A 26,460-nucleotide genomic window follows, 5' to 3' on the forward strand; every position below is an offset into this window, starting at 1 on the left:
CGGATTAAAGCGGGGATCGAAGCCGCTCCAGCTCCGCCGCGATGTTGGCCCGCGCCGCCTCCTCCCACCGCTCCGTTCCGTACGGGGTCCAGAACAGCCTTGGCAGGTCGAGGAGTTGGCGCAGTACGTCCGCGCGGCCCTGCCTGAAGGCGTCCTCCGGGACGAAGGCGTACTCCTCGCGTACGGCGGCCGTGTAGGCGGCGTACGTGTCCTGGGGAGCGGCCAGGATCGCGAGGTCCGCGTCGCACAGGACCTGGCCGGCCAGGTCGGCGGGCTCGGGGGCATGGGTGACGGTGAGACGGACCAGGCGAGCCACCTCGGCGGTGCTCTCCGGTGAGACCCCGGCCTCGGAAAGGGCGCGTTCGGCGAGCCGTGCCGAGCGCTCCTCGTTCTCGGAGCGGTCGGGGGCGTACACCGCGTCGTGGAACCAGGCGGCGAGGCGGACCAGGGCGAGGTCGGGGACGGGTGTCCCGGCCTCCTCGAACGTCCGCTCCAGCACGTCGACGTGATCCAGGACCGCGGTGAGGTGGGTGAGGGTGTGGTAGTGCCGCTGCGGTTCCTGGTAGCGGGCCAGGAGGTTGTCGGCGTAGGGGGCGGGGTCGGGGTGAGGAGGGTTGCCGGGGGTGTCGCGGGCCGCTTCCAGGGCCTGGGTCCAGCGGGCGCGGAGGAGGGCGTGGGCGTCGTCGAGGGCGTCGTGGCGGACTTGGTCGGGCATGGGGGCATTCTCCCGTCCCGGCGGTTCCACCCCTAGCGTGGGACCCATGACGTCTTCTGCCGATCTTCATGACGTACGTGACCCCGAGCTGCCCGGGCGGCTCCTGGCCGTCGAGCGCGACGCGCTGATCCCGCTGCTGCGGGCCCGGCCCGAGGCCGACTTCGGGATCGTGACCGCCGGGTGTCCCGAGTGGACCGTGCGGGAGGTGCTCGCGCACTGTTCGGCCGCGCTGACCCGGGTGGTCGAGGGACGGCTCGAGAAAGGAACCTTCTCGCCCGAGTCGAACGACCGGGACATCGCCGAGCGGGGCGACTGGACGAACGCGCGGGTCCTGGACGAGCTGGAGAAGGGGATGACCGAGGCCGGGGCTGTGCTCGCCGGGGGCGACGGGAGGCTGGACGGGGTCGCATTTGGGGAGTGGGTGCACGCCGGGGACGTACGGGAGGCCCTCGGTGAGGCCGGGGCCTACGCGGGGTCCGGGCTGCCGTACGCGCTGGCGCTGCTCGCGCGGTTGAGCCGGGAGCGGGGGCTGGTGCCGCTCCACGCCGACGTCGACGAGCTGGACGAGCCGTTGCGGCTGGGGGATGTGTCGGGGGTCCGGACGCCGGGGCGGTACATCGGGGACGGCGCCACGCTGGTGCGGCTGTACGCGGGGCGGTTGGTGGGGGAGGGCGCCGCCGGGTCTTACGAGCTCGCCGGTGTCGAGGCGGCGGAGTTGAACATGTACGGCGGGTGAGTGACGGGCCTGGGGCTCATGGGCGTACCCTCTGAATTGGACTAGACCTGTTGTCGCTCGTGGAGAGCCAGAGGGAACCCAGAGGAAGGGGTCCGATGAGCCAGCGTGCTGTGCTGGAGGTGATCGCCCTCGGTGTCGAGGACGCCGTCGCCGCCCAGGCCGGGGGTGCGGACCGACTCGAACTGGTCGCCGACATGGCGGCGGACGGGCTCACCCCGACCGTCGGGACCTTCGCCGGGATCCGTGCCGCCGTCGACATCGACCTGCGCGTGATGCTCCGGTCGGCCGACGGGTTCGCGGTCGGGGACCTCGACCGGGTGATCCGGACGGCCCGCGAGCTGCGGGCCGCCGGGGCCGACCAGTTCGTGCTCGGGTATCTCGATGCCGACGGGGGCGTGGACAGGGAAGCCGTCGAGCGGATCGTCGATGTCCTCGACGGCTGCCCGTGGACCTTCCACCGAGCCCTCGACCACGCCGCCGACCGCGAAGCCGTACGCAAGCAGCTGGCGGACCTGCCCGGCCTCGACACCTTTCTGACCGCCGGGTCCGCCGCCGGTGTCGACGACGGGCTGCCCGTACTGCTCGCCGAGGCCGCCCGGCGCGGCGAACCCGGGTACACCGGGCAGCTGCTCGTCGGCGGCGGCCTGGGTCTCGAGCACGTGCCGACGCTGCGCGCCGCCGGTGTCGACGCCTTCCACGTCGGGAGCGCGGTACGGCCGGGCGGATGGACGGCGCCCGTGTCGGCGGACGCGGTCCGGGAATGGCGTACGGCGCTGAGCCGCGACTGATGCCGAACTACTGCTGGTGCCCGGCCAGTTGCGCCGGCAGCGGCGCCGCATGCGTCACGATCAACCCCGACACCGCTCGGGTCAGGGCCACGTACAGGCGCCGCAGGCCGGTGCGTTCGTCGGGTTCGCCGTCCACCACGGCCCGGGGTTCGTCCAGGACCACGTAGTCGTACTCCAGGCCCTTCGCCAGCGACGCCGGCACCAGCGTCAGCCGGGTCTCGTACGTCGTCTCCTCGCCCGGGGAGAGGTGGCCGATTCCCGCCGCCGTCAGCGCCTCGGCGAGGGCGGGGACACGGGCGTCCGCCGCGATCAGGCCCGTCGAGCCCTCGTTGCGCAGCAACTCCTCGCAGGCGCACACCACTTCGGACGTGCCGCTGATCGACCGTACGTCGAAGAACCCCGGGTTCTCGCGGACCGACGCCACCGGCGCCAGACCCGGCGCGATGTGCGGCAGCAGCCGGGAGGCGTACGTGATGACGTCCGTCGGGACACGGAAACCGGCCGTCAGTTCCTCGATCACCGCGTCCGGCTTGCCCAGGTGTGCCAGGGCCTCGGCCCAACTCCGGGTCGCCCAGGGGGTGGTGCCCTGCGCGAGGTCGCCGAGGACCGTCGCCGAGCCGGTCGTGCAGCGCCGGCCCACCGCCCGGTACTGCATCGGCGAGAGGTCCTGCGCCTCGTCCAGGACGACATGCCCGAGCGAGTGCGTGCGCTGGACCAGGTCGGTCGTCTCGTCGATCAACACCGCGTCCGCCGCTGACCACTTGGCCGACTTCACCGACCGTACGGGCTTCGCCCAGAGGATCTCCTTCTGCTCGTCCGCGTCCAGGACTCCGGCCGCGTGGACGGCGAGGAAGTCGGCGTCGGTGAGCAGGCGCAGGACGAGTTTCGCAGGGTCGACGGGCGGCCACAGGGTCTTCACGGCCGCCTTCACCGCCGCGTTGCGGGCGACGGAGTCCTGCACGCGGTCGTCGGGTGCCTCGCCCGACCGTTCCATCTGCACCAGCACCAGATGCGCGATGCGCTGCGGCAGGGCCTCGCGGGCGGCGCCGTAGCGGATGCCCCGGTCCAGCAACTCCCGTACGACACCCTCGAGTTCGTACGCCGGGATGCGCCAGCGCCTGGACCCCCGTACGACCACGACGGGCTCGGTGGGCAGGGTCACGTGGGAGTGGACGGCATTCCGCAGCACCTCCGCCATCCGCGCGTCGCCCTTGATGACGGCCGCCGCCGCGTCGTCCGTGCCGCTCACCTCGACATGGGCCACCAGATCGTCGACGGTGGCCTGCTTGACCTCCAACTCGCCCAGGGCGGGCAGCACTTGCTCGATGTACTGGAGGAAGGAGCGGTTCGGCCCGATGACGAGGGTGCCGGTGCGGGCCAGCCGCTCCCGGTGGGCGTAGAGGAGATACGCGACCCGGTGCAGACCGACGGCCGTCTTCCCGGTGCCCGGTCCCCCCTGCACACACACCGACCCGCCGAGCCCGCTACGGACGATCTCGTCCTGCTCGGGCTGGATGGTCGCCACGATGTCGCGCATCGGGCCCACACGCGGGCGCTCGATCTCCTGCTGGAGCAGCTTGCTGGTGGCCGCCGTCTCGGCGGGGTCGGAGAGATGCTCGTCCTCGTACGCCGTGAGGTCCCCGCCGGTGTAACCGAACCGGCGGCGCAGACCGACGTCCAGCGGGTCCTTCTTGGACGCCCGGTAGAACGGCTGGGACACGGGGGCACGCCAGTCGATGACCATGGGGTCCCCGTCGGCGTCATGGACGTGCCGCCGCCCGATGTAGAACTGCTCGCCCTCCGCGCCCTCGGCCTGCTCGGCGCCGGGAGCGTGCAGGTAGTCGAGGCGGCCGAAGAACAGCGGGGTGTGACTGAGGTCGGCGAGGGCCTTGATCCGTTCCTCGATCTGGCGGGAGAGGACCGCCGCGTTGACCCAGTTCGCGGTGACGTCCTTGATGTCGAGGGACTCCGCGTCTTCCCGCATCGCACGCAGGGCCGCCCGGGAGGCGCTGAGGTGGGCGCGTTCGCGGCCGAGGGGGTCGTCGGAAACGGGGTCGGGAACGGGGCTGGACAAGGTGGTGCCTCCGGATACCTGCCGCAGGTCGCGGCGGATCTGCTGCTCGGGTGACGTCGAGAGCCGACCGGTTTCCGTCCGGGCGGCGGCACTCCGCGAGAGGGAGGCGGGCAAGAGCGGAGATCTTAGGGGACGGAAGCGGGGGGAGGCCAATCAATTTCGGCGGGGCGCGCGTACGACGCCTGTCGTCCCCTAGGGGGCGGACTCCCCTTCCTGTGGGGGAGACGTCCACCCGGGGTCGTACGGAGGGACGACGAAGGTTGGACCCGCAGGCCGATGGCATCGGCGGCGCCGGAAGCAACCATGGACACATGAGCGCAGCAGCCTTCACCCCCGCGTCCGTAGCCCCCGTGGCTTCCGCCCGCTCCGGCGCCACCCCCGTGCGGGGCGGCCACCGCCACCCCGTCGGCGACGCCCTGCGCGCCGCGCGAGTGTTCGCGGGCGCGGCCCTGAGCGTCGTACTCCTCGGCGAGTACCGCGAGTACGGCGAGGAGGCCGGTGTGCGGCGCAGGTGAGCGACAGGGGTCAGCCTTCGGGCAGCAGGATGTCCGCGTCGTCGAAGATCCGGAGCATCACGAGCAGCAGACGCCCCCGGGACACCATGTACTCCGCCACGATCTGCGAGGTCAGCCGGATCTCCCGGTCCTGCTCACCGACACCGATCGCACGGGAGACCTCGGTGTACGGATCGCGGGCCAGTATCGTGATCGCCTTGTCGAGCGTGGCCCTCCGCACCGGGTCCAGACGGTCGCGGTCCCGGGCCGCCGGCTCGGTGTAGAGCACCTCGTAGAGGTCCTCGTGAGGCATGTGGTCCTCCTTGCCGTGGCTTGCCGTGGCTCGTCCAGTGAGAGCCAGCCTACCGAGGTGCACAGACCGCGGGGCCGGAGTTCAGCCCTCCTCGGACGCCAGCAGCTCGTCCGCGTCCACGATCCGGTACGCGTAGCCCTGTTCCGCCAGGAAGCGCTGGCGGTGGGCGGCGAAATCCTGGTCGATGGTGTCGCGGGCGACCACCGAGTAGAAGTGGGCCTTGTGACCGTCGGCCTTCGGCCGCAGCACGCGCCCAAGGCGCTGCGCCTCCTCCTGCCGCGACCCGAACGTGCCCGAGACCTGGATGGCGACGGTGGCCTCCGGCAGGTCGATGGAGAAGTTCGCGACCTTGGACACGACCAGCACGCTGATCTCGCCCTCCCGGAACGCGTCGAAGAGCTTCTCGCGCTGCGAGTTCGGGGTCTCGCCCTTGATGACGGGCGCGTTCAGATGCTCACCCAGTTCGTCGAGCTGGTCGATGTACTGGCCGATGACGAGGATCTGCTGGCCCGCGAAGCGCCGCACGATCGCCTCCGTGACCTTCCGCTTGGTCGCGGTGGTCGCACAGAAGCGGTACTTCTCCTCGGTCTCGGCGGTGGCGTACGCGAGCCGCTCCGACTCCGTCAGATTGACCCTGACCTCGACACAGTCGGCGGGCGCGATGTAGCCCTGCGCCTCGATCTCCTTCCAGGGCGCGTCGAACCGCTTCGGCCCGATGAGCGAGAAGACGTCCGACTCGCGCCCGTCCTCCCGTACGAGGGTCGCGGTGAGCCCGAGCCGCCGCCGGGCCTGCAGATCGGCGGTGAACTTGAAGACGGGCGCGGGCAGCAGATGCACCTCGTCGTAGATGATCAGCCCCCAGTCACGGGAGTCGAACAGCTCCAGGTGCGGATAGACGCCCTTACGCCTGGTCGTGAGCACCTGGTACGTCGCGATGGTGACCGGCCGGATCTCCTTGCGCGTACCGCTGTACTCGCCGATCTCCTCCTCGGTCAGCGACGTCCGCTTCACCAGCTCGTGCTTCCACTGCCGGGCCGAGACGGTGTTGGTGACGAGGATGAGGGTGGTGGCCTTCGCCTCGGCCATCGACCCGGCCCCGACCAGCGTCTTCCCCGCACCGCACGGGAGTACGACCACTCCGCTGCCGCCGTGCCAGAAGTTCTCCACGGCCTGCTGCTGGTACGGGCGCAGCGCCCACCCGTCCTCGGCCAGCTCGATCGGATGCGCCTCGCCGTCGACGTACCCGGCGAGGTCCTCGGCCGGCCAGCCCAGCTTCAGCAGTACCTGCTTGATCTGCCCGCGCTCGGACGGGTGCACGGCGACGGTGTCCGGGTCGAGCCGGGCGCCGACGAGCGGCGTGATCCGCTTGGAGCGCAGGATCTCCTCGAGCACGGGACGGTCGGTGGTCGTCAGGACCAGTCCGTGCGTGGGGTGCTTGCTGAGGGTGAGCCGTCCGTAGCGGTCCATCGTCTCGGCGACGTCGACGAGCAGCGCGTGCGGCACGGGGTAGCGGCTGTACTGCACGAGCGCGTCGACGACCTGCTCGGCGTCGTGCCCGGCGGCCCGCGCGTTCCACAGGCCCAGCGGGGTCACCCGGTAGGTGTGGATGTGCTCCGGCGCCCGCTCGAGCTCCGCGAACGGCGCGATGGCCCGACGGCAGTCGCCGGCCTGCTCGTGGTCGACCTCCAGGAGCAGGGTCTTGTCCGACTGGACGATTAGGCAGGACACGCATACCTCCGGAGATAGGGTCGTCTCATGACAGAACCAACGCCTGTCACAGCACGGGCTATGCCCCGTGCCCGACGCCGGAAGGGTGTCCCGGCCGGCGCGTCGGGGATGCGCGCCGCTATCTATGTTCGCCTATAGCGCGAAACCGACGAGACGACTTCGCCAGAACGTCGGCGCGCGGCCTGCAACGCATCCTGGCCAGGCTCGGCGAGCACCAGGGCGTCGCGCTCGCGTCTGCGACGGAGCCGCTCGACCTCACGTCATCCATGGGCCGGGCAATGGCGGAAGTGATCGCCGGTAGTCGAGGACGGAAAGCCGATCCTGGCCCCCCGCCCCTCCTGTGCTTCGCATCCTCACAAGGCCACGGGCCCCGGCACAGTGTGCCGGGGCCCGCGGTACGGTGCGAGCGGACGGTCAGACCGTACGCAGCGTGGCCTCGTGCGGGGCCCGCTTCAGGTCCTGCTCACGCGAGGGCGTGCCGCCGCGGAGCAGGTCGGTCCAGCCATCGTTGTGGCGGAGGTGGAATTCCGACGCCCCGCCGAAGAGGCGCCGACGCTGCGATACCCGGAGCTCCCGGGACAGCTCTCTTTCGACGGCTGTCGTCATTTCCCCGAGGGAGGGCGCAGCCGCCGCGAATAACGCCACGAGCGGGCTCTCTCCCAGCTCGCCGCCCCAGCCGACGGTGAACGACTCGCTTGTCAGCAGCACGCGCAGGGCGAACTCACGGTCCCACCCCAGCGGCAGGGCCAGCTCCAGATTGTCCTCGCCCCCCAGCGCCGTGCCCAGGTACCACTGAGCCTCGTCCCTGATGATCCCGGCAGGGTCGGCGGCGGCGAGGAGCGCGTCGACCATGTCGATCAGCTCCCGCTCGCGTTCCGTCGGTTCGTCCCGGGCGTTGAGCTCCGGGTCGGTGTGCAGGTAGGTCATGGCGTAGGCGTCCTTCGTCAGAAAAGGTTGAAGTGCCGGGGCTTGTTGCGCCAGCGCCAGCCGATGCGGAAGGTAGGTCGACCAGCGAACATGTTGTAGTTCCAGCCGATCTTGACCCGGCGTCCCTGATGGTTCCAGCGCCCGGCCGCGGTGCCCCGCTGCCAGGCGTTCTTGGCCCGGCCATAGTTCGCCACGCTGATGTTGCCGTACCGGTAGCTCAGACCGCCGAAGCGGCCCGAGCGCAGCGCCCGGCTCGCGAACTTCGCGGTCTTGGCGAGGCGGTAGGCCCGGTACGCCGTGTAGCCGAAGCGCGCTGCCGCGACGAACTGGCCGCCGGGTGCGAAGGTCAGTGCTGCCGCCCCGATGTTCCACTTGTTCTTCCAAGCCCAGCGTCCAGCCTTCTTGCACCAGCCGCAGATCCACCTGCCGTCCAGGTCGTACTGGTTCAACGGGTCGGCATTGGTGTACTCGTAAGCGTTGGCCGAACCGCCATAGACCGGGTCCAGGGAGAGAAACCGGCCCGCCTGCGGGTTGTACAGGCGTACGCCCATCAGGGTGAGGCCCGTGAGGGTCTCGGCGGACCGCTGCTTGGCGCCCAGCCAGTTGTACCGGGTGGCCGCCTGACCGGCGCGCGTGTTGCCGTACTCGTCGGCGTCCATTGCGACCGGCGCCTCGGAGGTGTCCAGCGGGAGCTGCAGGGCCACGTCGCCGTGGATGCGCGGAAACGCTGGTTCGCGTCCAGCTGCCAGGTCTGTCGCTGGCCGCCCCAGGTCTGCTGGTGGACCAGGTCATTGGAGTAGAAGCCGAACGTGGATCCGGGCAGCGCGGTGGTGCGGCCGAAGGCGTCGTAGGTGTAGCCACTGTCGACGAGGCGATCGCCCCTGTCGTACGTGTGGCTGTCGGTGGTGCCGCCCGTAGCCGGGCAGTCCGTGCCCGGCGTGCCGGTGGCGGTGGTGCGGGTCTTGTGGTTGGTGCGCGTATCGAAGGTGTACGTGCGCTTGGTGGCCTGGGTGCTGTACGTGTCCTCTGCCGAGATGCCTGTGCCTGACCAGTACGTGGTCACCCGGGTGCCGGCGTCGATGCCGTTGGCGCCGGGCAGCAGCTGCTTGACGACTCGACCCTGGGCGTCGTACTCGGTGATCGCGAGGCCGCCCGGCAAACGTCCAGGTGGTCTTGCCGGCGGGCGGTCACGGCAGAGTGCGGATCACACACCTTATGGCTGGGTGTCCGCCAGTTCAGCCACGCCCGTGACCCGGTGCAGCGGGTACGTCCGTACCTCGTCCGCCGTGTGGTCGTACGCCGTCACGAAGCCGCCCTCCACGCGGATCGGGGCGATGACGCGCTGGCTGGCGGCGCCCTCGGCGTTGACGTAGCCGATCCACACGGCCTCGCCGGTCAGCACGGCGGCCTGCATGGTGGCCAGGGTCTCGGCGGGGCTGGTGCGCGGGAGGTCGCCCTTCGCGGCCGGGGTCTCCGTCGGCTTGCGGGGCGTCGTCGAGGCCAGGTCGCCCGCCCTGATCGCGCGGATCGCCGCCGAGAGGAGGGTGGCGTCGGGGGCCGGCGGGCCGTCCGGCACCGGCTCCGGGGCCGTGCGGGCCGGGGTCCGGTGCGCGAGGGCGCGGGTGATCAGGACGTCGCCCTCGGCGGACTCGGCGGCCGGCGCGAAGCCCATGCCGCGCAGGCCCTCCAGGAGCGTCGCCGGGTCGGTCTGGGCGGCCAGAACCGTGGGCGCCAGGCGCCGCAGGCGCAGATTCGCGGACCGCTTGTCGGCGAGGATCTCGCTGAGCACCGCGTCGTCGTCGCAGCGCACGTACGCCGACGCCGCGCCGATCCGCAGGTGGCCGTGCCGGCGTGCGACGTCGTCGATGAGGTAGGAGAGGGGCTGCGGGACCGGCGTACGGGAGTGGGCGGTCAGGAAGTCGTGCAGGTCGGAGGCGGAGCGGCCGGCGTCCAGGGCGCGCCGTACGGAGCCGGGCGTGAAGCGGTAGACCGTCGCGCCGCCCTTCGACTCGACGTCCGCGAGCACACCGAGCATGTCGGCCAGCGGACGCCTGAGCGGGCCCGGGGCCACCGCCGTCAGGTCCGCCTGGAGCAGGACGTGGTCGAGCGGTTCGGGGAGGAGAGGGGTGAGCAGACGGGCGGCCGTGGCGGAGGCGAGGGCCTGCTCGGGCGGCGAGAGGGGCTCCGCGACGAGATGCGACGCCGTACGGGTGCCGTGGTCGTGATGGTGGACCGGGAGTTTGTCGCCGGGGCCGACCGGCTCGGCCGCCCGCACCGGCGCGGCGGGGACACCGAGCAGCGCCCGGCCCTGCGAGGACAGCGCCCCACGTCCGGTGACACCCAGCGACTCGGCCTCGGACAGGGTCCAGCGGGCGAGCCTGGTGCGCAGGTCCTCGTCGCCCTCCCGGTCCTGCTGCGGGCCACGCGTCGGGCGCTCCCAGTGCAGGCGGGCCAGCACCGAGTCGACGGTCGGCGCCGTCCCCTCCGGGAGCGCGGCGAGCAGGGCCAGCACCCGGTGCCGTACCTCCGGCGCGGCCGAACGGTCCAGGCCCGGGCCGAGGGCGGACAGCGTACGGTCCTTGGCGTCCCGGCCGCCGATCACCCCGGCCGTCCGCGTCGCCGTCAGCCACGCCTCCGTGAGCCGCGCCCAGCGCGTCGCGGCCGGCTGCTCCAGCCACTCGTCGTACGCCGGGGTCGCCGCGTACCGCTCGTCGGCCTCGCCGTCGGACGCCAACAGGCCCGCCGCATAGGCGAGTTCGACCCAGAAGGCGGCCATCGGCTCGGACACGTCCAGGGCGACGGCGGTCCGCTTGAGGTCACGGACGCTCAGCCCGCCCGCCCGCAGCACCGCCGGCCCGCCCTCGTCCCAGTCCTTCAGCAGCTCCTCGACGGTCGCGAGCGCCGTGTACGCCTGCCCGGCCGCCGCGCTGTCCACAACCTGTGGACGATGCGACGCGGCCGCCTCGATCCCGGGCGGCAACGGCTCGGTCGTACGGTGCGCCCGCCCGCCCCGCAGATGCAGGGCCACCTCGCGCGGCAGCACGACCGTGCCCGGCGAGGTGGGCAGCAGCAGCCCCCGGTCCAGCAACCAGCGCAGATGTACGGCCGGATCGGCGGTGACCTGCCCGTACGGCGGCCCCCAGACCAGCCGCCGCAGCACGTCCACGGAGTCGGGGGAGGCGCTGTCGAGCAGCGCGGCCATCCGCTTCCGGTCGGTGAACAGGGCCGTCAGCGAGGCCACCGCGCTCACCGCGTCGTGCGTCGACGTGAGCCCCGCCGCCGCCACGATCTCCTGCACCCGGCCCGGCGACATCCCCGCCGTCGCCTCCGCGACCGTCGGACCGAGCCCCGTCGGGGACGGATGCTGCGGCGAGGGCGCCAGCAGCTCACGGGCGGTACGCACCAGACGCAGCCGGTCCGTACCGCCCCACACCAGCGCCTGCTCGCGCAGCACACCCAGGGCACGCGGCAGGGCGGCCGTCACGCCGGGATCGGCGTCGTCACCCGCGAGAAGGCCCAGCAGATCGTCGTACGCCGCCGGGTCCGGGGCCACGGCCAGCGCCTGCGCCGTCTGGAGCGTGAACCTGTCCAGGCGCTCCAGCGCGCGCACGACGGACGCGCGCGTGCCGGCGCGGGTGGCCAGCTGGGTGAGGTCGGTGGGGACGGGGGTGATGAGGTCCGGACGGCTGCGCAGCAGCGCGGCGAGTGACGCGTCGTCCCGCGCGCGAAGCGCTTCCGCGAGAGAACGCGGCGCCGGTGTCTCCTCGGTGCTCATCCCGCCCACGGTAGCGGGTGGGTGCACGGGTGTGTCTTTCGTCGGTGCGGGGAGTCGGTGCGGGCGTCACCGGGGGCTGCGCCTCCAGACCCCCCTCCGGCCCTGAACGGGCCTTGTCCTCAGACGCCGGACGGGCTGAGGGTGGCTGCCGGGACGGAGATGCCGGGTAACGTCTGACTTCGTGGGTATCGAGAGCGATCAGGTCGTCTACGAGTATCTGAGCAGGGTCGGAGACCTGGCCCAGCAGCGGCAGTTGCCGTCCGGGGCTCGGATGCGCCTCGTCTCGGGGCTGCGTGAGGAGATCGACCGCCGCCGCGCCAAGGCGCCGGTCGACAGCCCCGCCTCCGTGCGCCGCATCCTCGACCGCATCGGAACCCCGGACGAGGTCGTGGCCGGCGCGGACCCCGCCCCGGCGACGCCCGCCGCTCCCGAGGTGCCGCGCGCCTCCGTACCCGTACAACGCGACCGCGAGGACCCGCAGCGCAAGGGCAGAGGAGGGGGCAGGAGCAAGGGCAACGGACTCGGGCGCTTGGTACCGCGCCCACGCCCGACGGAGACGACGAATCCGGCGGAATCATTCGCTCCGTTTCCCACGGGGGACGACCCCGCCCCTCCCCACCTCTCGGCCTCGGGCGGGGCCGAACTCGAGGACACGGACTGGTGGCTGGCGCGCCGCACGGGCCCGCTCGCGGAGATGGACAGCCTCCCGCCCGGATTCGTCGGCGGAGTGGAGATCCCCGACCTGCTCAAACCACCCCGCAGGCTGGAGAAGGACAACAGGAAGACAGGCCCGGGCACGCCTCCCGAGCCCGCCGCCGAAGGAGCCGAACAAGGCACCGAGGGAACAGTCGAGCAGGCTGCCGAAACCGGCCGAGCCCGCCGCCGCCCCCGACTGCGCCTCCCCCTCCCCTCCGGCCGCTGGAGCAACCCCCTGCTCCTCCTCGCCGCCGCCCTCCTCGTCGCGGGAGCGGTCCTCGGCAACCTCTGGGCCCTCCTCGTCGGCTGGGCCATCGCCTACGCCTCACGCCGCCTGTCCCAGGCCGAGACGAAATGGGCGGTCGTGTACCTGCCCGGAGCGGCGCTGGCGGGTGGCGCCGCCTGGCTGTGGGGCCGCGCCCAGGGCCGCTGGGGCACCCCCATCGCCGAGGGCCACATGAACGAGGCCCTCACCCAGACCTGGCCCTGGGTCGTACGAGGCGCGGCGATCACCTCCGCCCTGTTCCTGGTGTGGCGCTCCCAACGCCAACGCTGAGCAGTGCAACGGGCCGGCGCCCGAGTCCCCCGCCCGCTCCCGCACAATGTGCATATGACACTCACCGTCGGCTTCGACCTCGACATGACCCTGATCGACTCCCGGCCCGGCATCCACGCCTGCTACCTGGCGCTTGCCGAGCGGACGGGCACGTTCATCGATGCCGACCTTGCCGTCACCCGGCTCGGGCCGCCCCTCGCGGAGGAGCTCGTGCACTGGTTTCCGGCCGATCGGATAGAGGCCATGAGCGACCTCTACCGGTCCATGTACCCGGCCATCGCCATCACCGCGACCCCCGCCATGACCGGCGCCCGCGAGGCCATCGCCGCCGTGCGCGAGGCCGGTGGGCGGGCGGTCGTCGTGACCGCCAAGTACGAGCCGAACGCCGAGCTGCATCTCGCGCACCTCGGCATCGAGCCCGACGCGCTCATCGGAAACCTGTGGGCCGAGCAGAAGGCGGTGGCACTGCGCGAGCAGGGCGCGAGCGTGTACGTCGGCGACCACGTCGGAGACGTACGCGGCGCACGGACCGCCGGCGCGCTGTCGGTGGCCGTGCCCACCGGCCCCTGCGACGCCGCCGAGCTGCGCGCGGCGGGTGCGGACGTCGTCCTCGACGACCTCACCCACTTCCCGGCCTGGCTGACCTCCTACTCGGCGGCGGTGGCCGCGCGCGCCTGACGGCGGCCCTCGGCCACCGACCGGAGCACACCGGCGCCCGCGACGAGGAAGCCGACACCCATCAGCATGCTCAAGCCGAACATGAACGTCGGGAATGGCGTCGTACCGAGGAGGAATGGGGCCACGGTGACCAAAGTGGCCACCGCGCCGACGAAGAACACGATGGCACCGGCACGGATCAGCCGATCTCCGGCCGCGGCGGAATTCGCTTGGGTTTTGTCACGCACTCGACCAGGGTAGTTCCGTTGCCGGGAGCCGCAACAGCTCTCAGTATTCCGGGCATTTCGGCCCGGAAGGTCCGTCTCGTCACCAGAGCTTGAGGGCTTCGGTTTGAGTACGGTCTCTCGTTTCTGTCTGCCGCTGGTGCGGCAGGGTTGTGCCACCTGCCCGCCCCGTCCCCGTCTTGCGGCGGGGGCGGGTGGTGCGGGTCTTCTGGTCGGCTCCACGAGGCTTCGGCTCCGCGTTGGCGGGGGCCCAGGTCTCCGGCCACTCCCGGTACCTGTGTTGCGGGCCGCTAGTGCGGCCAGGTTGAGTGCGGCGTTGTCGTCCCGGTCGAGGACGAGGCCGCAGTGGTCGCATGCGAAGACGCGGACGCCGAGGGGCAGCTTGGCTTTCGCCACTCCACAGCCGGAGCATGTCTTCGACGACGGGTACCAGCGGTCGGCCACGATCAGGCGGCTGCCTCGCTGCGCGGTCTTGTAGGTGAGCTGGCGGCGGATCTCCCCGAAAGCGGCATCGGCGATCTGGCGGGCCAGACGCCGGTTGAGGAGCATCCCGGCGACGTTGAGGTCTTCGACGACGACGGTGCCGTACTCAGCGGCGAGGCGGGTCGTCAGCTTGTGGATCGTGTCCGCGCGGAGGTTCGCCACCCGGTGGTGGACCTTGTTGCGGGCGGTGTTGGCCTTCTCCCAGCGCTTCGACGCTTTCTGTCCGGTCCTGCGGTCGGGGCCCTGGCGGCGGGATACGGTCCGGCTGGTCCGGCGGAGCTGCTTGAGCGCGGCATCGAGGTGGCGCGGGTTGGGCTCCTCGGCGGTGGTGCCGTCGCTGTCCGCGTACACGGCGAGGGCCCTGACGCCCAGGTCGATGCCGACAGCCGTGTCCGGGCGGCGGGCAGGACCGGCCTGAAGGCGTTGTTCGACCTGGAGGGAGACGAACCAGCGCTCGTGCTCCAGTCGGACGGTCGCGGAGAGGATCCGCAGTTCGCCCGCCTCGACGAGCGCGACCAGGTCGGGGCGGTGCTCGTGCAGGCGGATCGTGCCGAGGCGGGGCAGGGTGATGTGCCTGCCACCGGCCTCGATCCGGATGACACCGGTGGTGAAACGGCAGGTGCGGCGGGCACGGCGCAGCGTCTTGAAGCGGGGGATGCCCATCTTGCGGCCCTTGCGTTTCCCGGACTTGGACTTCGCGTAGTTGGTGAAGGCGGCCGAGGCATTGGCGAGTCCGGTGTTGTATGCCTCCTTGGAGTTCTCCTCCCACCAGGAGGAGAACCGGGGGTCGGTGTGCTTGGCCTCGTTGAACGCTTTCCGCAGCGCGTACAGGGAGAAGTCCCGCCACGGCGTCAGTCTGTCCTCGCCGATGCCGTAGGACTGCTCGGCCCCGCGCTGCCACCACGTGGCAGTGACCCAGCCGACGGCCCAGTTGTACGCGGCGCGAGCGGCTCCGGTGTGCGACATCAGACGGCGGGACCCTTCGGCACCCGGGTCCAAGGCCAGCTTGTGCGCGACGAGCTGGAAGCCGGGGCGCTGCTGGAACTTCTTCATTCGCCGGTCTCGCCGGTCTTGCCGGCGATCGCGCGGGCGGCGCGGTCCTTCGCCGCCCGCCGTCCGTACAGACGGGCGCACATCGACGTCAGCACCTCGGTGATGTCCCGCACCAGGTCGTCGGCGCTCTCGGCGGGGTCAAGGACGACCAGACGTCGCCCAGACGCGGACAGGGCGGCCTCCAGGTGCTCAACACCGAACCGGGCCAGCCGGTCACGATGTTCGACCACGACAACGGCCGCGCCCGGATCGGACAGGAGCCGGTGCTGCTTGCGCCGCCGCCCGTTCAGCCCCGAGCCGATCTCGGCCACGGCCAGGCCCTGCCGATTCGCACCGGCCACGACCTGGACCGCCCTCCGGTCCAGATCGGCCTTCTGGGCGGCGGACGACACACGGCAGTACGCCACCACATGCCCAGAAACCCGCTCAGTGGGTTCATCGACCAGCCATGTCCCGGACGGCGCCTGGCGGACCGGGACAGGCATCTTCCCGGCCTTCACCCACCGCCAAGCGGTCTGGTGGCTCACGTGCTGCTGACCCTGCCCGAAGGAACAACCGGACGCACGCAGCACACCACGGGCACAGGCAGTGCGGGCCGTCTCGCCCTCGCCGAGCGGCAGCTTCCGGCTCATTGATGCCCCTCCCCGCCCGCGATGCTGTCATCCGATCAACGACACCCCCGCGAGAAGGTCACGCATTCGATCCACGCACGCACACACGACACCACCAAGTGTGAGCCTGATACCGGCTGGTCCGACGACCGGCCCAAGACCTGCATGACTCACTGTCAGAGCGGAGAGATCCGTAACCCGTCCGTTGGGGCTGTCTCTCAGCTCAGGCTCTCCAGGCTTGGCGGCGATGAGAGTCGGAGCCGAACGCCCCTTGCGCTACCCCCACTACTTTTCAGCCTCTGCCGATACAGGCAGGGGCTGAGCCTCGTTTTAAGGCGTGTTGGGCTGGAGAGACCCCCGGTAAGGTGTTTCGACGGCAGGTCGACAGTGGTTCAGCGGTGATCCGGGGACCGAACGAGGGAGCGTGTGCTTTGCCGACTGGCAAGGTCAAGTGGTTCAACAGTGAGAAGGGCTTCGGCTTTCTCTCCCGCGACGACGGCGGTGACGTCTTCGTCCATTCCTCGGTTTTGCCCGCCGGAGTCGATTCCCTCAAGCCGGGCCAGCGCGTGGAGTTCGGAGTTGTCGCCGGGCAGCGCGGTGACCAGGCGCTTTCCGTGGTGATCCTGGACCCGACCCCGTCCGTCGCGGCGGCGCAGCGCAAGAAGCCCGACGAACTGGCCTCCATCGTCCAGGACTTGACGACCGTCCTGGAGAACATCACCCCGATGCTGGAAAGGGGCCGTTACCCCGAGAAGGCGTCGGGCGCGAAGATCGCCGGCCTGCTGCGGGCGGTCGCCGACCAGTTGGACGTGTAGGCGGGCCTCCGAGATCTCGGGGATCTTGGGGAGTTCGGAGATTTCTAGGGGAAATCGAGTGCGTTCGGGCCGAGGGGCGGTACCAGTCCCTCGGCCGCCGCGCGTGTCAGCAGCCCCCTGACCGCCGCATAGCCGTCCTCGCCGAGGCCGGCGGTGAACTCGTTGACGTACAGCCCGATGTGCTGGTCGGCGACCTTGGGGTCCATCTCCTGCGCGTGCTCCAGGACATAGGCCCTGGAGACCTCAGGGTCGTCCCAGGCGGCGCGTACGGACGTCCGGGCGGACGAGGCCAGGAGTTCCAGTGTCTCCGTTCCCAGCGACCGCTTGGCGATGATCGCGCCGAGCGGGATCGGCAGCCCGGTCGTGGCCTCCCAGTGCTCGCCCATGTCCGCGAGCTTGTGCAGCCCGTAGTTCCGGTACGTGAAGCGCGCCTCGTGGATGACCAGCCCCGCGTCGACCTTCCCGTCCCGTACGGCGGGCATGATCTCGTGGAACGGCATCACGACGACCTCCCCGACCCCGCCGGGCACCGTGTCGGCGGCCCACAGGCGGAACAGCAGGTACGCCGTCGACCGCTCGCTCGGCACCGCGACGGTACGCCCGGTCAGGTCGGCCCCCGCCTCACGGGTGAGCACCAGCGGACCGCAGCCCCGCCCCAGCGCGCCCCCGCAGGGCAGCAGCGTGTACTCGTCGAGGACGTACGGCAGCACGGCGTACGACACCTTCAGTACGTCGAACTCGCCGCGCTCGGCCATGCCGTTGGTGATGTCGATGTCCGCGAAGGTCACGTCGAGCGCGGGCGCGCCCGGCACCCGGCCGTGGGCCCAGGCGTCGAAGACGAAGGTGTCGTTCGGGCAGGGCGAGTACGCGATCCGCAGCGGCTGTTCAGTCCGTTCGGTCTGTTCGGTCCGTTCAGTTCGTGGGCTCATGCGGGTTCCAACTCTCCAGTACCGGTGCGAGCTTCCCGAAGGCCTCGGTGAGGGCGGCGAGCGCGTCCCCGATGCGCCAGGCGGCGCGGTCGCGGGGGCCGACGGGGTTGGACACGGCGCGGATCTCCAGTACCGGCACACCATGCGCGGCGGCGGCCTCGGCGACGCCGAAGCCCTCCATCGACTCGGCCAGCGCTCCGGGGTGGCGGGCGCGCAGTTCGGCGGCGCGTTCGGCGGTGCCGGTGACGGTGGAGACGGTCAGGACGGTGCCGGAGCGGGCTCCCGTCATGGCCGTGAGGTCTCGTACGAGTGTTTCCGGTGGACGGTGGGTGACGGTGCCGAAGCCGAGACCGGTGACCGGCACGAACCCGTCGGGGGTCTCGGCGCCCAGGTCCGCGACGGTGATCTCGTCGGCGACGACCAGCGAGCCGACCGGTGCCTCCGGCTGGAAACCGCCGGCGATGCCCGTCGAGACGACGAGGCCGTACGGGGTGCCGCGCAGGGCGGCGGTGGTGAGCGCGGAGGCGACGGACGCGGCGGAGGCGGCGGGGCCGACCCCCGCGGCGATGATGTCGACCGGTCCGCCGTCTGTGCCGTCCGCGCCCTCAAACGCCTGTGCCACCGCGTCCCGTTCGACGGGGACCGCGGTGGCGACCAGTACGCGTACGCGTGCTCCTGGCGTCGTCGGAATCGCCGGAATCGTCAGGAGTCCTTCTTCAGCCTGAACGACCAGAGGCCGTTGACCTCGTTCTCGCCCTCCTTGACGGAGACGAGCGTCGAGTTCCCCTGGGCGCCGTACTGCGCGTTGAAGAACACGCTGCCCGGGATCGTGCGGTACGTCTTGGTGCTGGAGTCGGTCAGCGGCTGACCGTTCAGCAGGATCGTCCAGCCCTTGTCGGCGATCTTCGGGTCGACACCGAAGCGCACGGTCTCGTCCGGGTCGACCTTGATGCTCTTGATGTCCTTGTCCTTGAGGCACTCGGCCACGTCGGCGGTCTTCAGCTCCTTGCCGTCGTCGTAGCAGGAGGCCTCCGAGTTCACCGAGGAACGGCCGACGGTGATCGTGGAGATCGGCGTCGGCTTGTCGCAGGCGGACAGGACGAGCAGTCCGGCACCAACGGCGCCGACGGCGGCAACAGCGCGGCGACGGCGCGCACTGGAAGCGGAACGCATCGAGGTCATGGCCGAAGGTTATCGGGCGCCCGCGACAGGGTTGTCACGTGGGTACGGCGTGCCGGGCGTCGGGCGGGGCCGGCTGAGGGGCGTCAGGCGACCCGGGGGTGGGCCCGTCCACCGTGGCGGGCGGAGCCGACCAGGCCCTTGACCGTGGTCAGCCAGCCCGCGGCGACGATCGCGGCGGCCACCCCGAGCCCCAGTTCACCGACCAGCGGCAGCGCGATCCCGACCGCGCCCCCGAGCACCCAGGCCATCTGGAGCAGCGTCTCCGAGCGGGCGAACGCGGAGGAGCGGACCAGCTCGGGGACGTCCCGCTGGATCAGCGCGTCGAGGGACAGCTTGGCGAGGGCCTGGCAGAAGCCGGCGACCGCGGCGAGGCACGCGACCATGGCGGCGCCGAAGAAGATCGCGGCGACGACCGTCGCGGCGAGGACCACAGCGACGACCGTCACGACGATCAGCTCCGGCGCGCGTTGCTTCACGGCCGCCCCGACCGCCGTACCGAGCGCGTTGCCGACGCCCGCCGCGACCGCGACCATGCCGAGCGACCACGCGGCGCTCTCGCCGGTCAGCGGATGCTCGCGGAGCAGGAAGGCGAGGAAGAAGGTGAGGAAGCCGGAGAGGCAGCGCAGGGCGGCGTTGGCGCCGAGGGCGTGGGTGACGGCCGTGCCGACCGTGCGCAGTCCGGGTCGCTTGACGGGGTGCAGGTGCGGGCCGTGCAGATGGTCCGCGTCCGCCGCCAGCAGGGCGGTGTCCTCGCCCTTCGCCGAGTCCACCTTGGCCGGGAGCGTGAAGGACAGGAACGTACCCGCGATGAAGATCACGAAGGCACCGTAGAGCGGATAGCGGGGACCGAGGGCCTGGAGCCCGGCCCCTATGGGAGCCGCGACACCGGTGGCGAGCAGGCCGCTGAGCGTGACCCGTGAATTGGCCTTGACCAGGGAGAAACGGGGTGGCAGGAGGCGGGGTACGACGGCGCTGCGGACCACGCCGTACGCCTTCGAGGCGACCAGGACGCCCAGCGCGGCCGGGTACAGCTCGATGCTGCCGGTGGCGACCGCTCCGGCGAGCAGCAGGGCGAGGAGGGCACGGGTGAGCATCGCGCCGGCCATGGCGGCGCGGCGGCCGTGCGGGAGGCGGTCGAGGAGGGGGCCGATGACGGGGGCGAGGAGGGTGAAGGGCGCCATGGTGATGCCGAGATAGATGGCCACGCGCCCGCGTGCCTCGTCGGTGGGGACGGAGAAGAAGACGGTGGAGGCGAGGGCGATGGTGATCATGACGTCGCCGGCGCCGTTCACCGCGTGCAGTTCGATGAGTTTGCCGAGCCCGGATTCCCCGGCGCCGTGCGCGTGGGTGGCCTTGCGGATGCCCCGGGCGGTTCCGGTCACCGGGAAGTGCAGGGCACGGCCGACCGCACGTACGGACCCGTTCATCCGGTCCCGTACGCCACGCCGGCCGCCCTTGGCGCCGGTGCCGCTCCGGTTGCTCCCCGCGGCCCCGCCGATTCCGGTGGTGCCGTGGGGCGACCTCTCGGTTGCCACTCCGCCATAGTGCCCCGAGAAAGCCGTACCTAGTGCGGTTACCGCGCGTATGGGGCCGAGCGGGGTGGGGGAGGAGGGGGTTGGCGAGGGTGCGGTACGTCTCTCGGACGGTTCGGGTGGGGTGTTTTCCGGCCATCGGGAGCTGGGAAGGGTGGGGTGAGAGGCGGGTGGAAAGGGGGCCGGAGTTGCCACGGTTCGATGTCGGTCGTCGAGAACCGTCCCGTCGGTGTGGGCCCCGGGCGCTGGAGAAGGTAGCGTGCGTAGCGCGCAGTGGCGGTTGTTCTCGGCCGCGCGCCTCTCGGCCATCCCGCAGAATGGATGACGTAGGTGCGCCCGAGCGCGATCGGGCGCGAACGTTGACGCGGCCCTCTGGTCCGCTCCGTTCGCAACCGTTCGCACCCCGTCGGGACGGGCGCACTCGTGAGACGGCGTAGGAGAGAAGCGATACCTGTGAGCGCAGCGACAACGCGAAGCCGCACCCCCGACCGCCTGTGCGCCGAGGCCGTCGACCTCGCCCTTTCCGCGGCGGAGGAGGCGGCGGCGCCAGGCGTGGTGGGTGAACACGCGGGCCTGATCTCCGAGGGGGACCGGGTCGTCACGCACTTCTTCGAGTGCAAGGAGTTCGGCTACCGGGGCTGGCGCTGGGCGGTGACGGTCGCCCGGGCGTCCCGGGCCAAACTGGTCACGCTGGACGAGGTGGTCCTTCTCCCCGGCCCCGACGCCCTCCAGGCACCGGAGTGGGTGCCGTGGAGCGAGCGTCTGCGTCCCGGCGACCTGGGTCCCGGGGACCTGCTCCCGACGGACGCGGAGGATCTGCGGCTGGAGCCCGGCTACTCGGGCGAGGACGAGCCGCTGCCCAACTCCGTGGTGGTGACGAGGTCGGCCTCGGTCCCGGCCTCGGTGGAGCTGGCCGCGGATCTGGCGGACGCCGAGGACGCGGACATCACGGCGGGTTCACCGGCCGACTTCACGGTCGTACCGGCCCGCGGTTCGATCGCGGCGGTCGCCGAGGAACTGGGCATGCGCCGGGCGCGCGTCCTGTCGCGGTACGGCCTCCACACGGCCGCCGACCGCTGGGAGGACGCCTACGGCTCCAACACCCCGATGGCCCAGGCCGCGCCGGCGACGTGCGTGAGCTGCGGTTTCCTCGTGGCGATCGGCGGTTCGCTCGGCCAGGCGTTCGGTGTGTGCACGAACGAGTTCGCCCCGGCGGACGGACGCGTGGTGTCCCTGGCGTACGGCTGCGGGGGCCACTCGGAGGCAGCGGTCATGCCGACACCGCCGGTACCGCCGCCCCCGGTGATCGACGAGACAAAGGTCGACCCGTTCCCCCTGCGCCCGGCAGCGGACTCCGGCTCGGTCCCGGCGGGCGAGGGCGACGCTTCAACGGCGGAACTGGGTCACTCGTAGAAGTACAGGACGGTAGGCAGAACCCCGCGCCCCCTTTGATTCGGGGGCGCGGGACTTATTTTCCGGGCTGCGGGACCTGTGCGCTTCAGGGCTGCGGCACCTGCCTGCTTTTAGGGGCGCGGGGCTGTATCGATTTGCGGCTCCGCCGCGGGGCGCGACAAGCCCCCACCGGCCCGCAGCGAACGAACAACCTCCCCCACGGAGTCAGTTCTTACCGTTGTTCACAATCACAGGCGTCCCGTTAGAAGACGCCCCACAAGGCACCGCATACACCGGATTGGCCTTCGCGGCCTCCTTGTAAGCCTCGATGCACTGGTTGAACAACACCTTGTCACTCAGCGACTTAGCCAGAATCTCGTTGGCCCGAGCAATCCCCTCCGCCTCGATCCGCCGCCGCTCCGCCTCGGCCTTAGCCGTCCGCGCCGCCTCGACGGCCCGCTCGGTGGCCTGCTCCTGCTGGATCTTCTTGTCGATCTGGTCCTGGAGCTTGTCCGACGGCCGCACATTGCGCAGATTGACGTTGGTGACGTCGATACCGCGAGGCTCCAGCCGCGCCTTGATGAGCGTGGCGATCTCCGCGCCGATCTGCTCGCGCGCGGAGGCGTACCCCTCCTCGCTGGTGTGCTTCGCGAAGACGTTACGGATGATCTCCCGGCTGTCCGGCTCCACCAGCCGCTCCTGCACGGCCTCCTCGCTGCCCGCCAGCCGGTACAGCTCGACCGCCCTCGCCGGGATGACGGCCCACTTGATGGTGATGTCCGCGTACAGCACCCCGCCCTGCGCCGAGCGGACCTCGACCACGTCCTTGCCGAAGAGGTCGAGATCCACGGGACGCGTGGAGAAGGATGTGACGTCGGTGAACGGCGACTTGAACTGGACGCCGGAGGTGATCGGCTTGCCCACGTTGCCGAAGGTCACCGGCACCCCGACCTCGTAGGCGCTCACGACATGGACGCACGCGAAGACACCGGAGAGTACGGCCGCGACGGCGCTGAGCACCGCCCCGATCTTCCAGCCGCCGGAGTCCTGGCTCCGGCCGACGAAAAACAGCACGACCGCCGCTATGAGCAGCAGTATGGACAGCACGAACACGGAAATTCCCCCCTGAGGAACAGGTACCTGACATGTGGGACCTGGTAAGCGGACCGGCGCCGATTCGGGCGCGACCCGCACGAATGGTAAGGGGCGCCGGTTACATGACTTCCGACCCCTGGGGCATGTGTGGCCGCGTGTGTGGCTGTGTGTGGCTCATGGGGAAGGAAGGGCCGGTGGGCGGGCGCCCTGTCCGGCGCGCGGTACCTTCTTGCTCACGCCGATGAGGAGAGTGAACGTCCGTGAGCAAGTTCGTGCGGCCAGCAGCTGAGGGCGCGGATCCTTTCGGTACGGCCCGGCTGCGCCGGGGTGTTCTGGACGCGTGGGCCACCAGCCCCGCCCGGTTCCGTGAGGACGCCAACGCCGAGGAGGATCTCGTCCTCGGCGGGTACCGGGACCGGCTTGTCGTCGAGCTTGCCCAGAACGCCGCCGACGCCGCCGCGCGGGCCGGGGTGCCGGGCAGGTTCCGGCTCACTCTCCGCGAGGGCGTCCTCGTCGCCGCCAACACGGGCGCCCACTTGGACGCCACCGGTGTGGAGTCCCTCTCGACGCTGCGCGCCTCCGCGAAGCGGGACGCCGAGGACGCCCAAGGCGGTCAGAACGGCAAGGGCACCGGCGGCGCCGTCGGACGGTTCGGTGTCGGGTTCGCCGCCGTGCTCGCCGTGAGCGACGAGCCCGCCGTCGTCGGACGGCACGGTGGTGTGCGGTGGTCGCTCGCCGAGGCCCGCGAGCTGGCCGCCGAGACCGCCCGGCACAGCCCCGGGCTCGGTGACGAGGTCCGCCGGCGCGACGGCCATGTGCCGCTGCTCCGGCTCCCGTTCGCCGCCGAGGGCACCGCCCCCGCGCCGTACGACACGGCTGTCATCCTCCCGCTGCGCGACCCCGCCGCCGAGGATCTCGCGGAACGGCTGCTGAACGGCGTCGACGACGCGCTACTGCTGACGCTGCCCGGCCTCGAAGAGGTCGTCATCGAGGTGGGGGAGCGCACCCGCACCCTCAGCCGCCGCACCGACGGCGCCCTGACTCTCGTCGAGGACTCCCGGGACGGTACGAGCCGTTGGCGTACCGTCTCCGCGCACGGCCCGCTGGACGCGGCCCTGCTGGCCGGGCGGCCGGTCGAGGAGCGGCTGCGTCCGCACTGGTCGGTCACCTGGGCCGTGCCCGTCGACGCGGACGGGGCTCCCGTGCCGCCCCGGACCAGTCCCGTCGTGCACGCGCCGACGCCGAGCGACGAACCGCTGGGCGTACCGGCGCTGCTCATTGCCTCCCTCCCGCTCGACACCGCCCGCAGGCATGCCGCGCCCGGCCCGCTCACCGACTTCCTGGTGCAGCGCGCGGCCGACGCGTACACCGAACTCCTCGCCGACTGGCGTCCGGTGGGGGAGGGCGTCATCGCGCTCGTGCCCGGCCCGCTGGGGAAGAGCGAGCTGGACGGGCAGCTGCGACAGGCGATCCTCGAACGGCTGCCGCGAACGGCCTTCCTCCCGCCCGCACTTGACCCGGGTGACGACGACGAACTGCCCTCCGCGCTCCGCCCGCGGGACGCGGAGGTCGTCGAGGGTGCCGGGGCCGAGACGGTCCGTGTCCTCGCCGAGGTGCTGCCCACACTGCTGCCCGCCGGGCTCGAACGCCGGGTGGAACTGCGGACGTTGGGGGTCGCCCGCGTCCCCCTCACCGACGCCGTCGACCGGCTCGCCGGCCTGGAGAAGGCGCCCGAGTGGTGGCACCGGCTGTACGACAGCCTGGCGGGCGTCGACCCCGACCGGCTGACCGGACTGCCCGTGCCGCTCGCTGGGGGCACCTCCCAGGCTTTCGGCACTGGGGGAGGGCGTACGACCATCGGCCCCCGCCAGGTACTGCTGCCCGCGGGCGGCGAGGTCCAGGGGCCCGCCCCCGAGACGCTCGCCCGCCTCGGCCTCAAGGTCGCCCACCCGGACGCCGCCCACCCGCTCCTGGAGAAGCTCGGCGCCCTCCCGGCCACCCCGCGCGCCGTCCTCACCACCCCGCAGGTACGGGCCGCCGTCGCCGCCTCCCTCGACGAGGACGCCACCGGTCTCTCCTGGGACGACGAAGACGCCCCGGACGCCGAGGAGTTGGCCGACACGGTCCTCGCCCTCGTCCGGGACGCGGGCCTCGAGCCCGGTGACGAGCCCTGGCTCGGCGCCCTCGCACTCCCTGACGAGGAAGGCGAGTTGGCGCCCGCCGGTGAACTGGTCCTCCCCGGCAGCCCGTTCGCCGAGGTGATCAGGGAAGGCGAACTGGCGTCCGTGGACGCCGAATTGGCCGAGCGGTGGGGCGAACAGCCGCTCGCCGCGTGCGGGGTCTTGGCGAACTTCGCCCTGGTCCGCGCCACCGACGTCGTCCTCGACCCCGACGAACTGGAGCCCCGGGACAGCGACTTCGCCGAACCCGACGACCCGGGTCTGCTCGACGCCGTGGACGTGTGGAGCGAGGACATCCTCGACCGCTTCCCCGACTCGCCCGTGCCCCCCGTCGCCACGGAACTCGTCGCCGTACGCGACCTGGACCTCGTCGACGAGGACCGCTGGCCCCAGGCCCTCGCCCTCCTCGCCCAGCCGCCCCTGCGGGACGCGATCGTCCAGCCGGTGCGCGTCCTGCTGCCCGACGGCACGCACGAACTCGTACGCCCGTACACCGCTTGGTGGTTGCGCGGAAACCCGGTGCTGGACGGGAGGCGCCCGGCCGGCCTCCTGGCTGCGGGCGGCGACCCACTCCTGCGGGGCCTGTACGAGGAGGCCGACGCGACCGGCTTCGACGACGAGCAGGTGCTGCGGGCGCTGGGCGTACGGACGTCGGTGGCCGCCCTCCTCGACGAGCCGGGCGGCGCCGCCGAACTCCTGGACCGTCTCGCCGACCCCGACCGGGAGGTGAGCGGCGCCCAACTGCACGCCCTGTACGGGGCGTTGGCCGACCTCGACCCGGAACAGGTCACGTTGCCGGACGACCTGCGGGCCGTGGTCGACGGGCACGTGGAGGTGGTGGACGCGGCGGACGCCGTGGTCGTCGACTCACCCGACCTGCTGCCGTTCACGGCGGGGGTGCCGCTGCTCCCCGTACGCCCGGCACGGGCCGCCGAACTGGCCGAGCTGTTCCAGGTACGGCGACTGAGCGAGTCGGTGACGGGCGAGGTGACGTCGGAGGGCTCGGAGCACGACGTACCGGAGTCGGTACGGGTGCTGCTCGGTCCGGCGACGCCGGCCACGTACGTCGAGCACGAGGAGCTCGTCGTCGACGGCGTGGAGTTGGACTGGCGCAGGACGAGGGACGGGGTCCTGCACGCGGCGACCCTGGAGGGCGTCGCGGCCGCACTCGCCTGGGCGGCCGGTCAGTGGCCGCGCCGCTTCGAGGTGGCAGCGCTGCTCGAGGATCCGTCGAGGACGACGGAACTGGCGCGGGACCGGTGGTTCGACTGAGGCGCGTCGACGGACTACTCGCGGCGGCTGGTCATCGGCAAACAAAAACGGTAACGGGCGCACAAAATCTCCGCCCCTTGGGCAACATCCCGCCACTTCCGTACAACCATCCCCACCCGTCACGGATCTGATCTGTCGAGTCAACAGACTCCAAGATCACTCGGGCCCGGGTGCGACCGCGTGCCGCACGGATGCACTCCGTGCGGCCCCGC

21 protein-coding genes and 1 pseudogene are annotated in these 26,460 nt (G+C 71.6%); 8 read left to right on the forward strand and 14 right to left on the reverse strand.

Annotated features, from left to right (window positions below):
* Positions 1-4 precede the first annotated feature (4 nt).
* Positions 5-715 (reverse strand): hypothetical protein, encoded by a 711-nt coding sequence (locus PV396_RS26675; protein WP_319208720.1) that lies wholly within the window; start codon positions 713-715, stop codon positions 5-7.
* A gap of 46 nt (positions 716-761) precedes the next feature.
* Between PV396_RS26675 and PV396_RS26680 the strand changes: the two genes are divergently transcribed.
* Both PV396_RS26680 and PV396_RS26685 read left to right on the forward strand, forming a co-directional pair.
* Complete coding sequence (locus PV396_RS26680) at positions 762-1,451, forward strand: maleylpyruvate isomerase family mycothiol-dependent enzyme (protein WP_319208721.1); 690 nt, start codon at positions 762-764, stop codon at positions 1,449-1,451.
* 95 nt (positions 1,452-1,546) lie between these two features.
* Positions 1,547-2,239, forward strand: a complete 693-nt coding sequence (locus PV396_RS26685; protein WP_319208722.1) for a copper homeostasis protein CutC — start codon at positions 1,547-1,549, stop codon at positions 2,237-2,239.
* 7 nt (positions 2,240-2,246) lie between these two features.
* On the opposite strand, the gene PV396_RS26690 is transcribed toward PV396_RS26685, so the two are convergent.
* Positions 2,247-4,313, reverse strand: coding sequence for a HelD family protein (locus PV396_RS26690; protein ID WP_319208723.1), 2,067 nt, complete (start codon positions 4,311-4,313; stop codon positions 2,247-2,249).
* A gap of 311 nt (positions 4,314-4,624) precedes the next feature.
* Here PV396_RS26690 and PV396_RS26695 point away from each other — a divergent pair, with 311 nt between their 5' ends.
* Positions 4,625-4,828, forward strand: coding sequence for a hypothetical protein (locus PV396_RS26695; protein ID WP_319208724.1), 204 nt, complete (start codon positions 4,625-4,627; stop codon positions 4,826-4,828).
* 10 nt (positions 4,829-4,838) lie between these two features.
* Here PV396_RS26695 and PV396_RS26700 read toward each other — a convergent pair whose 3' ends face one another.
* The 5 genes and pseudogenes from PV396_RS26700 to PV396_RS26720 all read right to left on the reverse strand — a co-directional run bounded on the left by PV396_RS26700 (position 4,839) and on the right by PV396_RS26720 (position 11,550).
* A complete protein-coding gene (locus tag PV396_RS26700; RefSeq protein WP_319208726.1) occupies positions 4,839-5,120 on the reverse strand; it encodes a hypothetical protein in 282 nt (93 codons plus the stop codon).
* Between the two features lie 81 nt (positions 5,121-5,201).
* Positions 5,202-6,848 carry a DNA repair helicase XPB gene (locus PV396_RS26705; protein ID WP_319208727.1) on the reverse strand — a complete coding sequence of 549 codons (1,647 nt, stop codon included), beginning with the start codon at positions 6,846-6,848 and terminating at the stop codon, positions 5,202-5,204.
* A 414-nt stretch (positions 6,849-7,262) separates the two neighbouring features.
* On the reverse strand, positions 7,263-7,775 hold the full coding sequence (locus tag PV396_RS26710) for a hypothetical protein (RefSeq protein WP_319208729.1): 513 nt from the start codon (positions 7,773-7,775) through the stop codon (positions 7,263-7,265).
* Positions 7,776-7,792: 17 nt separating this feature from the next.
* Positions 7,793-8,859, reverse strand: a pseudogene (locus tag PV396_RS26715) (RHS repeat-associated core domain-containing protein); the annotation flags it as partial.
* 129 nt (positions 8,860-8,988) lie between these two features.
* The gene (locus tag PV396_RS26720; protein ID WP_319208730.1) at positions 8,989-11,550 is read right to left on the reverse strand and encodes a helicase C-terminal domain-containing protein; all 2,562 of its coding nucleotides are present in this window, start codon (positions 11,548-11,550) and stop codon (positions 8,989-8,991) included.
* Between the two features lie 181 nt (positions 11,551-11,731).
* Between PV396_RS26720 and PV396_RS26725 the strand changes: the two genes are divergently transcribed.
* Positions 11,732-12,802: a hypothetical protein gene (locus PV396_RS26725; RefSeq protein WP_319208732.1), complete on the forward strand. Its 1,071-nt coding sequence runs from the start codon at positions 11,732-11,734 to the stop codon at positions 12,800-12,802.
* Between the two features lie 54 nt (positions 12,803-12,856).
* The gene (locus PV396_RS26730; protein ID WP_319208734.1) at positions 12,857-13,480 is read left to right on the forward strand and encodes an HAD family hydrolase; all 624 of its coding nucleotides are present in this window, start codon (positions 12,857-12,859) and stop codon (positions 13,478-13,480) included.
* Here the strand turns inward: PV396_RS26730 and tnpB are convergent.
* Together tnpB and PV396_RS26740 are read right to left on the reverse strand one after the other, a co-directional pair.
* A complete protein-coding gene (gene tnpB, locus PV396_RS26735) occupies positions 13,450-15,240 on the reverse strand; it encodes an IS607 family element RNA-guided endonuclease TnpB (protein WP_319208736.1) in 1,791 nt (596 codons plus the stop codon). The genes PV396_RS26730 and tnpB overlap by 31 nt on opposite strands.
* Entirely contained in the window at positions 15,237-15,872 is a 636-nt protein-coding gene (locus PV396_RS26740) for an IS607 family transposase (RefSeq protein ID WP_319208737.1), read from the reverse strand. The genes tnpB and PV396_RS26740 overlap by 4 nt, the downstream gene beginning before the upstream one ends.
* A 410-nt stretch (positions 15,873-16,282) precedes the next feature.
* Between PV396_RS26740 and PV396_RS26745 the strand changes: the two genes are divergently transcribed.
* Positions 16,283-16,666 (forward strand): cold-shock protein, encoded by a 384-nt coding sequence (locus PV396_RS26745; protein ID WP_189145246.1) that lies wholly within the window; start codon positions 16,283-16,285, stop codon positions 16,664-16,666.
* Positions 16,667-16,710: 44 nt separating this feature from the next.
* Here PV396_RS26745 and PV396_RS26750 read toward each other — a convergent pair whose 3' ends face one another.
* From PV396_RS26750 to PV396_RS26765, 4 genes are all read right to left on the reverse strand, one after another.
* Entirely contained in the window at positions 16,711-17,595 is an 885-nt protein-coding gene (locus PV396_RS26750) for a 1,4-dihydroxy-6-naphthoate synthase (RefSeq protein ID WP_319208738.1), read from the reverse strand.
* Entirely contained in the window at positions 17,579-18,328 is a 750-nt protein-coding gene (locus PV396_RS26755; RefSeq protein ID WP_416071494.1) for a futalosine hydrolase, read from the reverse strand. The genes PV396_RS26750 and PV396_RS26755 overlap by 17 nt, the downstream gene beginning before the upstream one ends.
* A complete protein-coding gene (locus tag PV396_RS26760) occupies positions 18,298-18,768 on the reverse strand; it encodes a DUF2771 domain-containing protein (RefSeq protein WP_319209317.1) in 471 nt (156 codons plus the stop codon). Before PV396_RS26760 ends, PV396_RS26755 begins: the two co-directional genes overlap by 31 nt.
* Before the next feature lie 92 nt (positions 18,769-18,860).
* On the reverse strand, positions 18,861-20,312 hold the full coding sequence (locus tag PV396_RS26765) for an MFS transporter (protein WP_319208740.1): 1,452 nt from the start codon (positions 20,310-20,312) through the stop codon (positions 18,861-18,863).
* 450 nt (positions 20,313-20,762) lie between these two features.
* Between PV396_RS26765 and PV396_RS26770 the strand changes: the two genes are divergently transcribed.
* Entirely contained in the window at positions 20,763-21,722 is a 960-nt protein-coding gene (locus PV396_RS26770) for a DUF3027 domain-containing protein (protein ID WP_319208741.1), read from the forward strand.
* A gap of 204 nt (positions 21,723-21,926) precedes the next feature.
* Here the strand turns inward: PV396_RS26770 and PV396_RS26775 are convergent, their stop codons facing one another.
* Positions 21,927-22,814 carry a prohibitin family protein gene (locus tag PV396_RS26775; protein ID WP_319208742.1) on the reverse strand — a complete coding sequence of 296 codons (888 nt, stop codon included), beginning with the start codon at positions 22,812-22,814 and terminating at the stop codon, positions 21,927-21,929.
* A gap of 242 nt (positions 22,815-23,056) precedes the next feature.
* On the opposite strand from PV396_RS26775, the gene PV396_RS26780 reads away from it, so the two are divergent.
* On the forward strand, positions 23,057-26,248 hold the full coding sequence (locus PV396_RS26780; protein WP_319208743.1) for a sacsin N-terminal ATP-binding-like domain-containing protein: 3,192 nt from the start codon (positions 23,057-23,059) through the stop codon (positions 26,246-26,248).
* Positions 26,249-26,460: the final 212 nt, after the last annotated feature.

The organism is Streptomyces sp. ME02-8801-2C, from assembly GCF_033793965.1.
Taxonomy (GTDB): domain Bacteria; phylum Actinomycetota; class Actinomycetes; order Streptomycetales; family Streptomycetaceae; genus Streptomyces.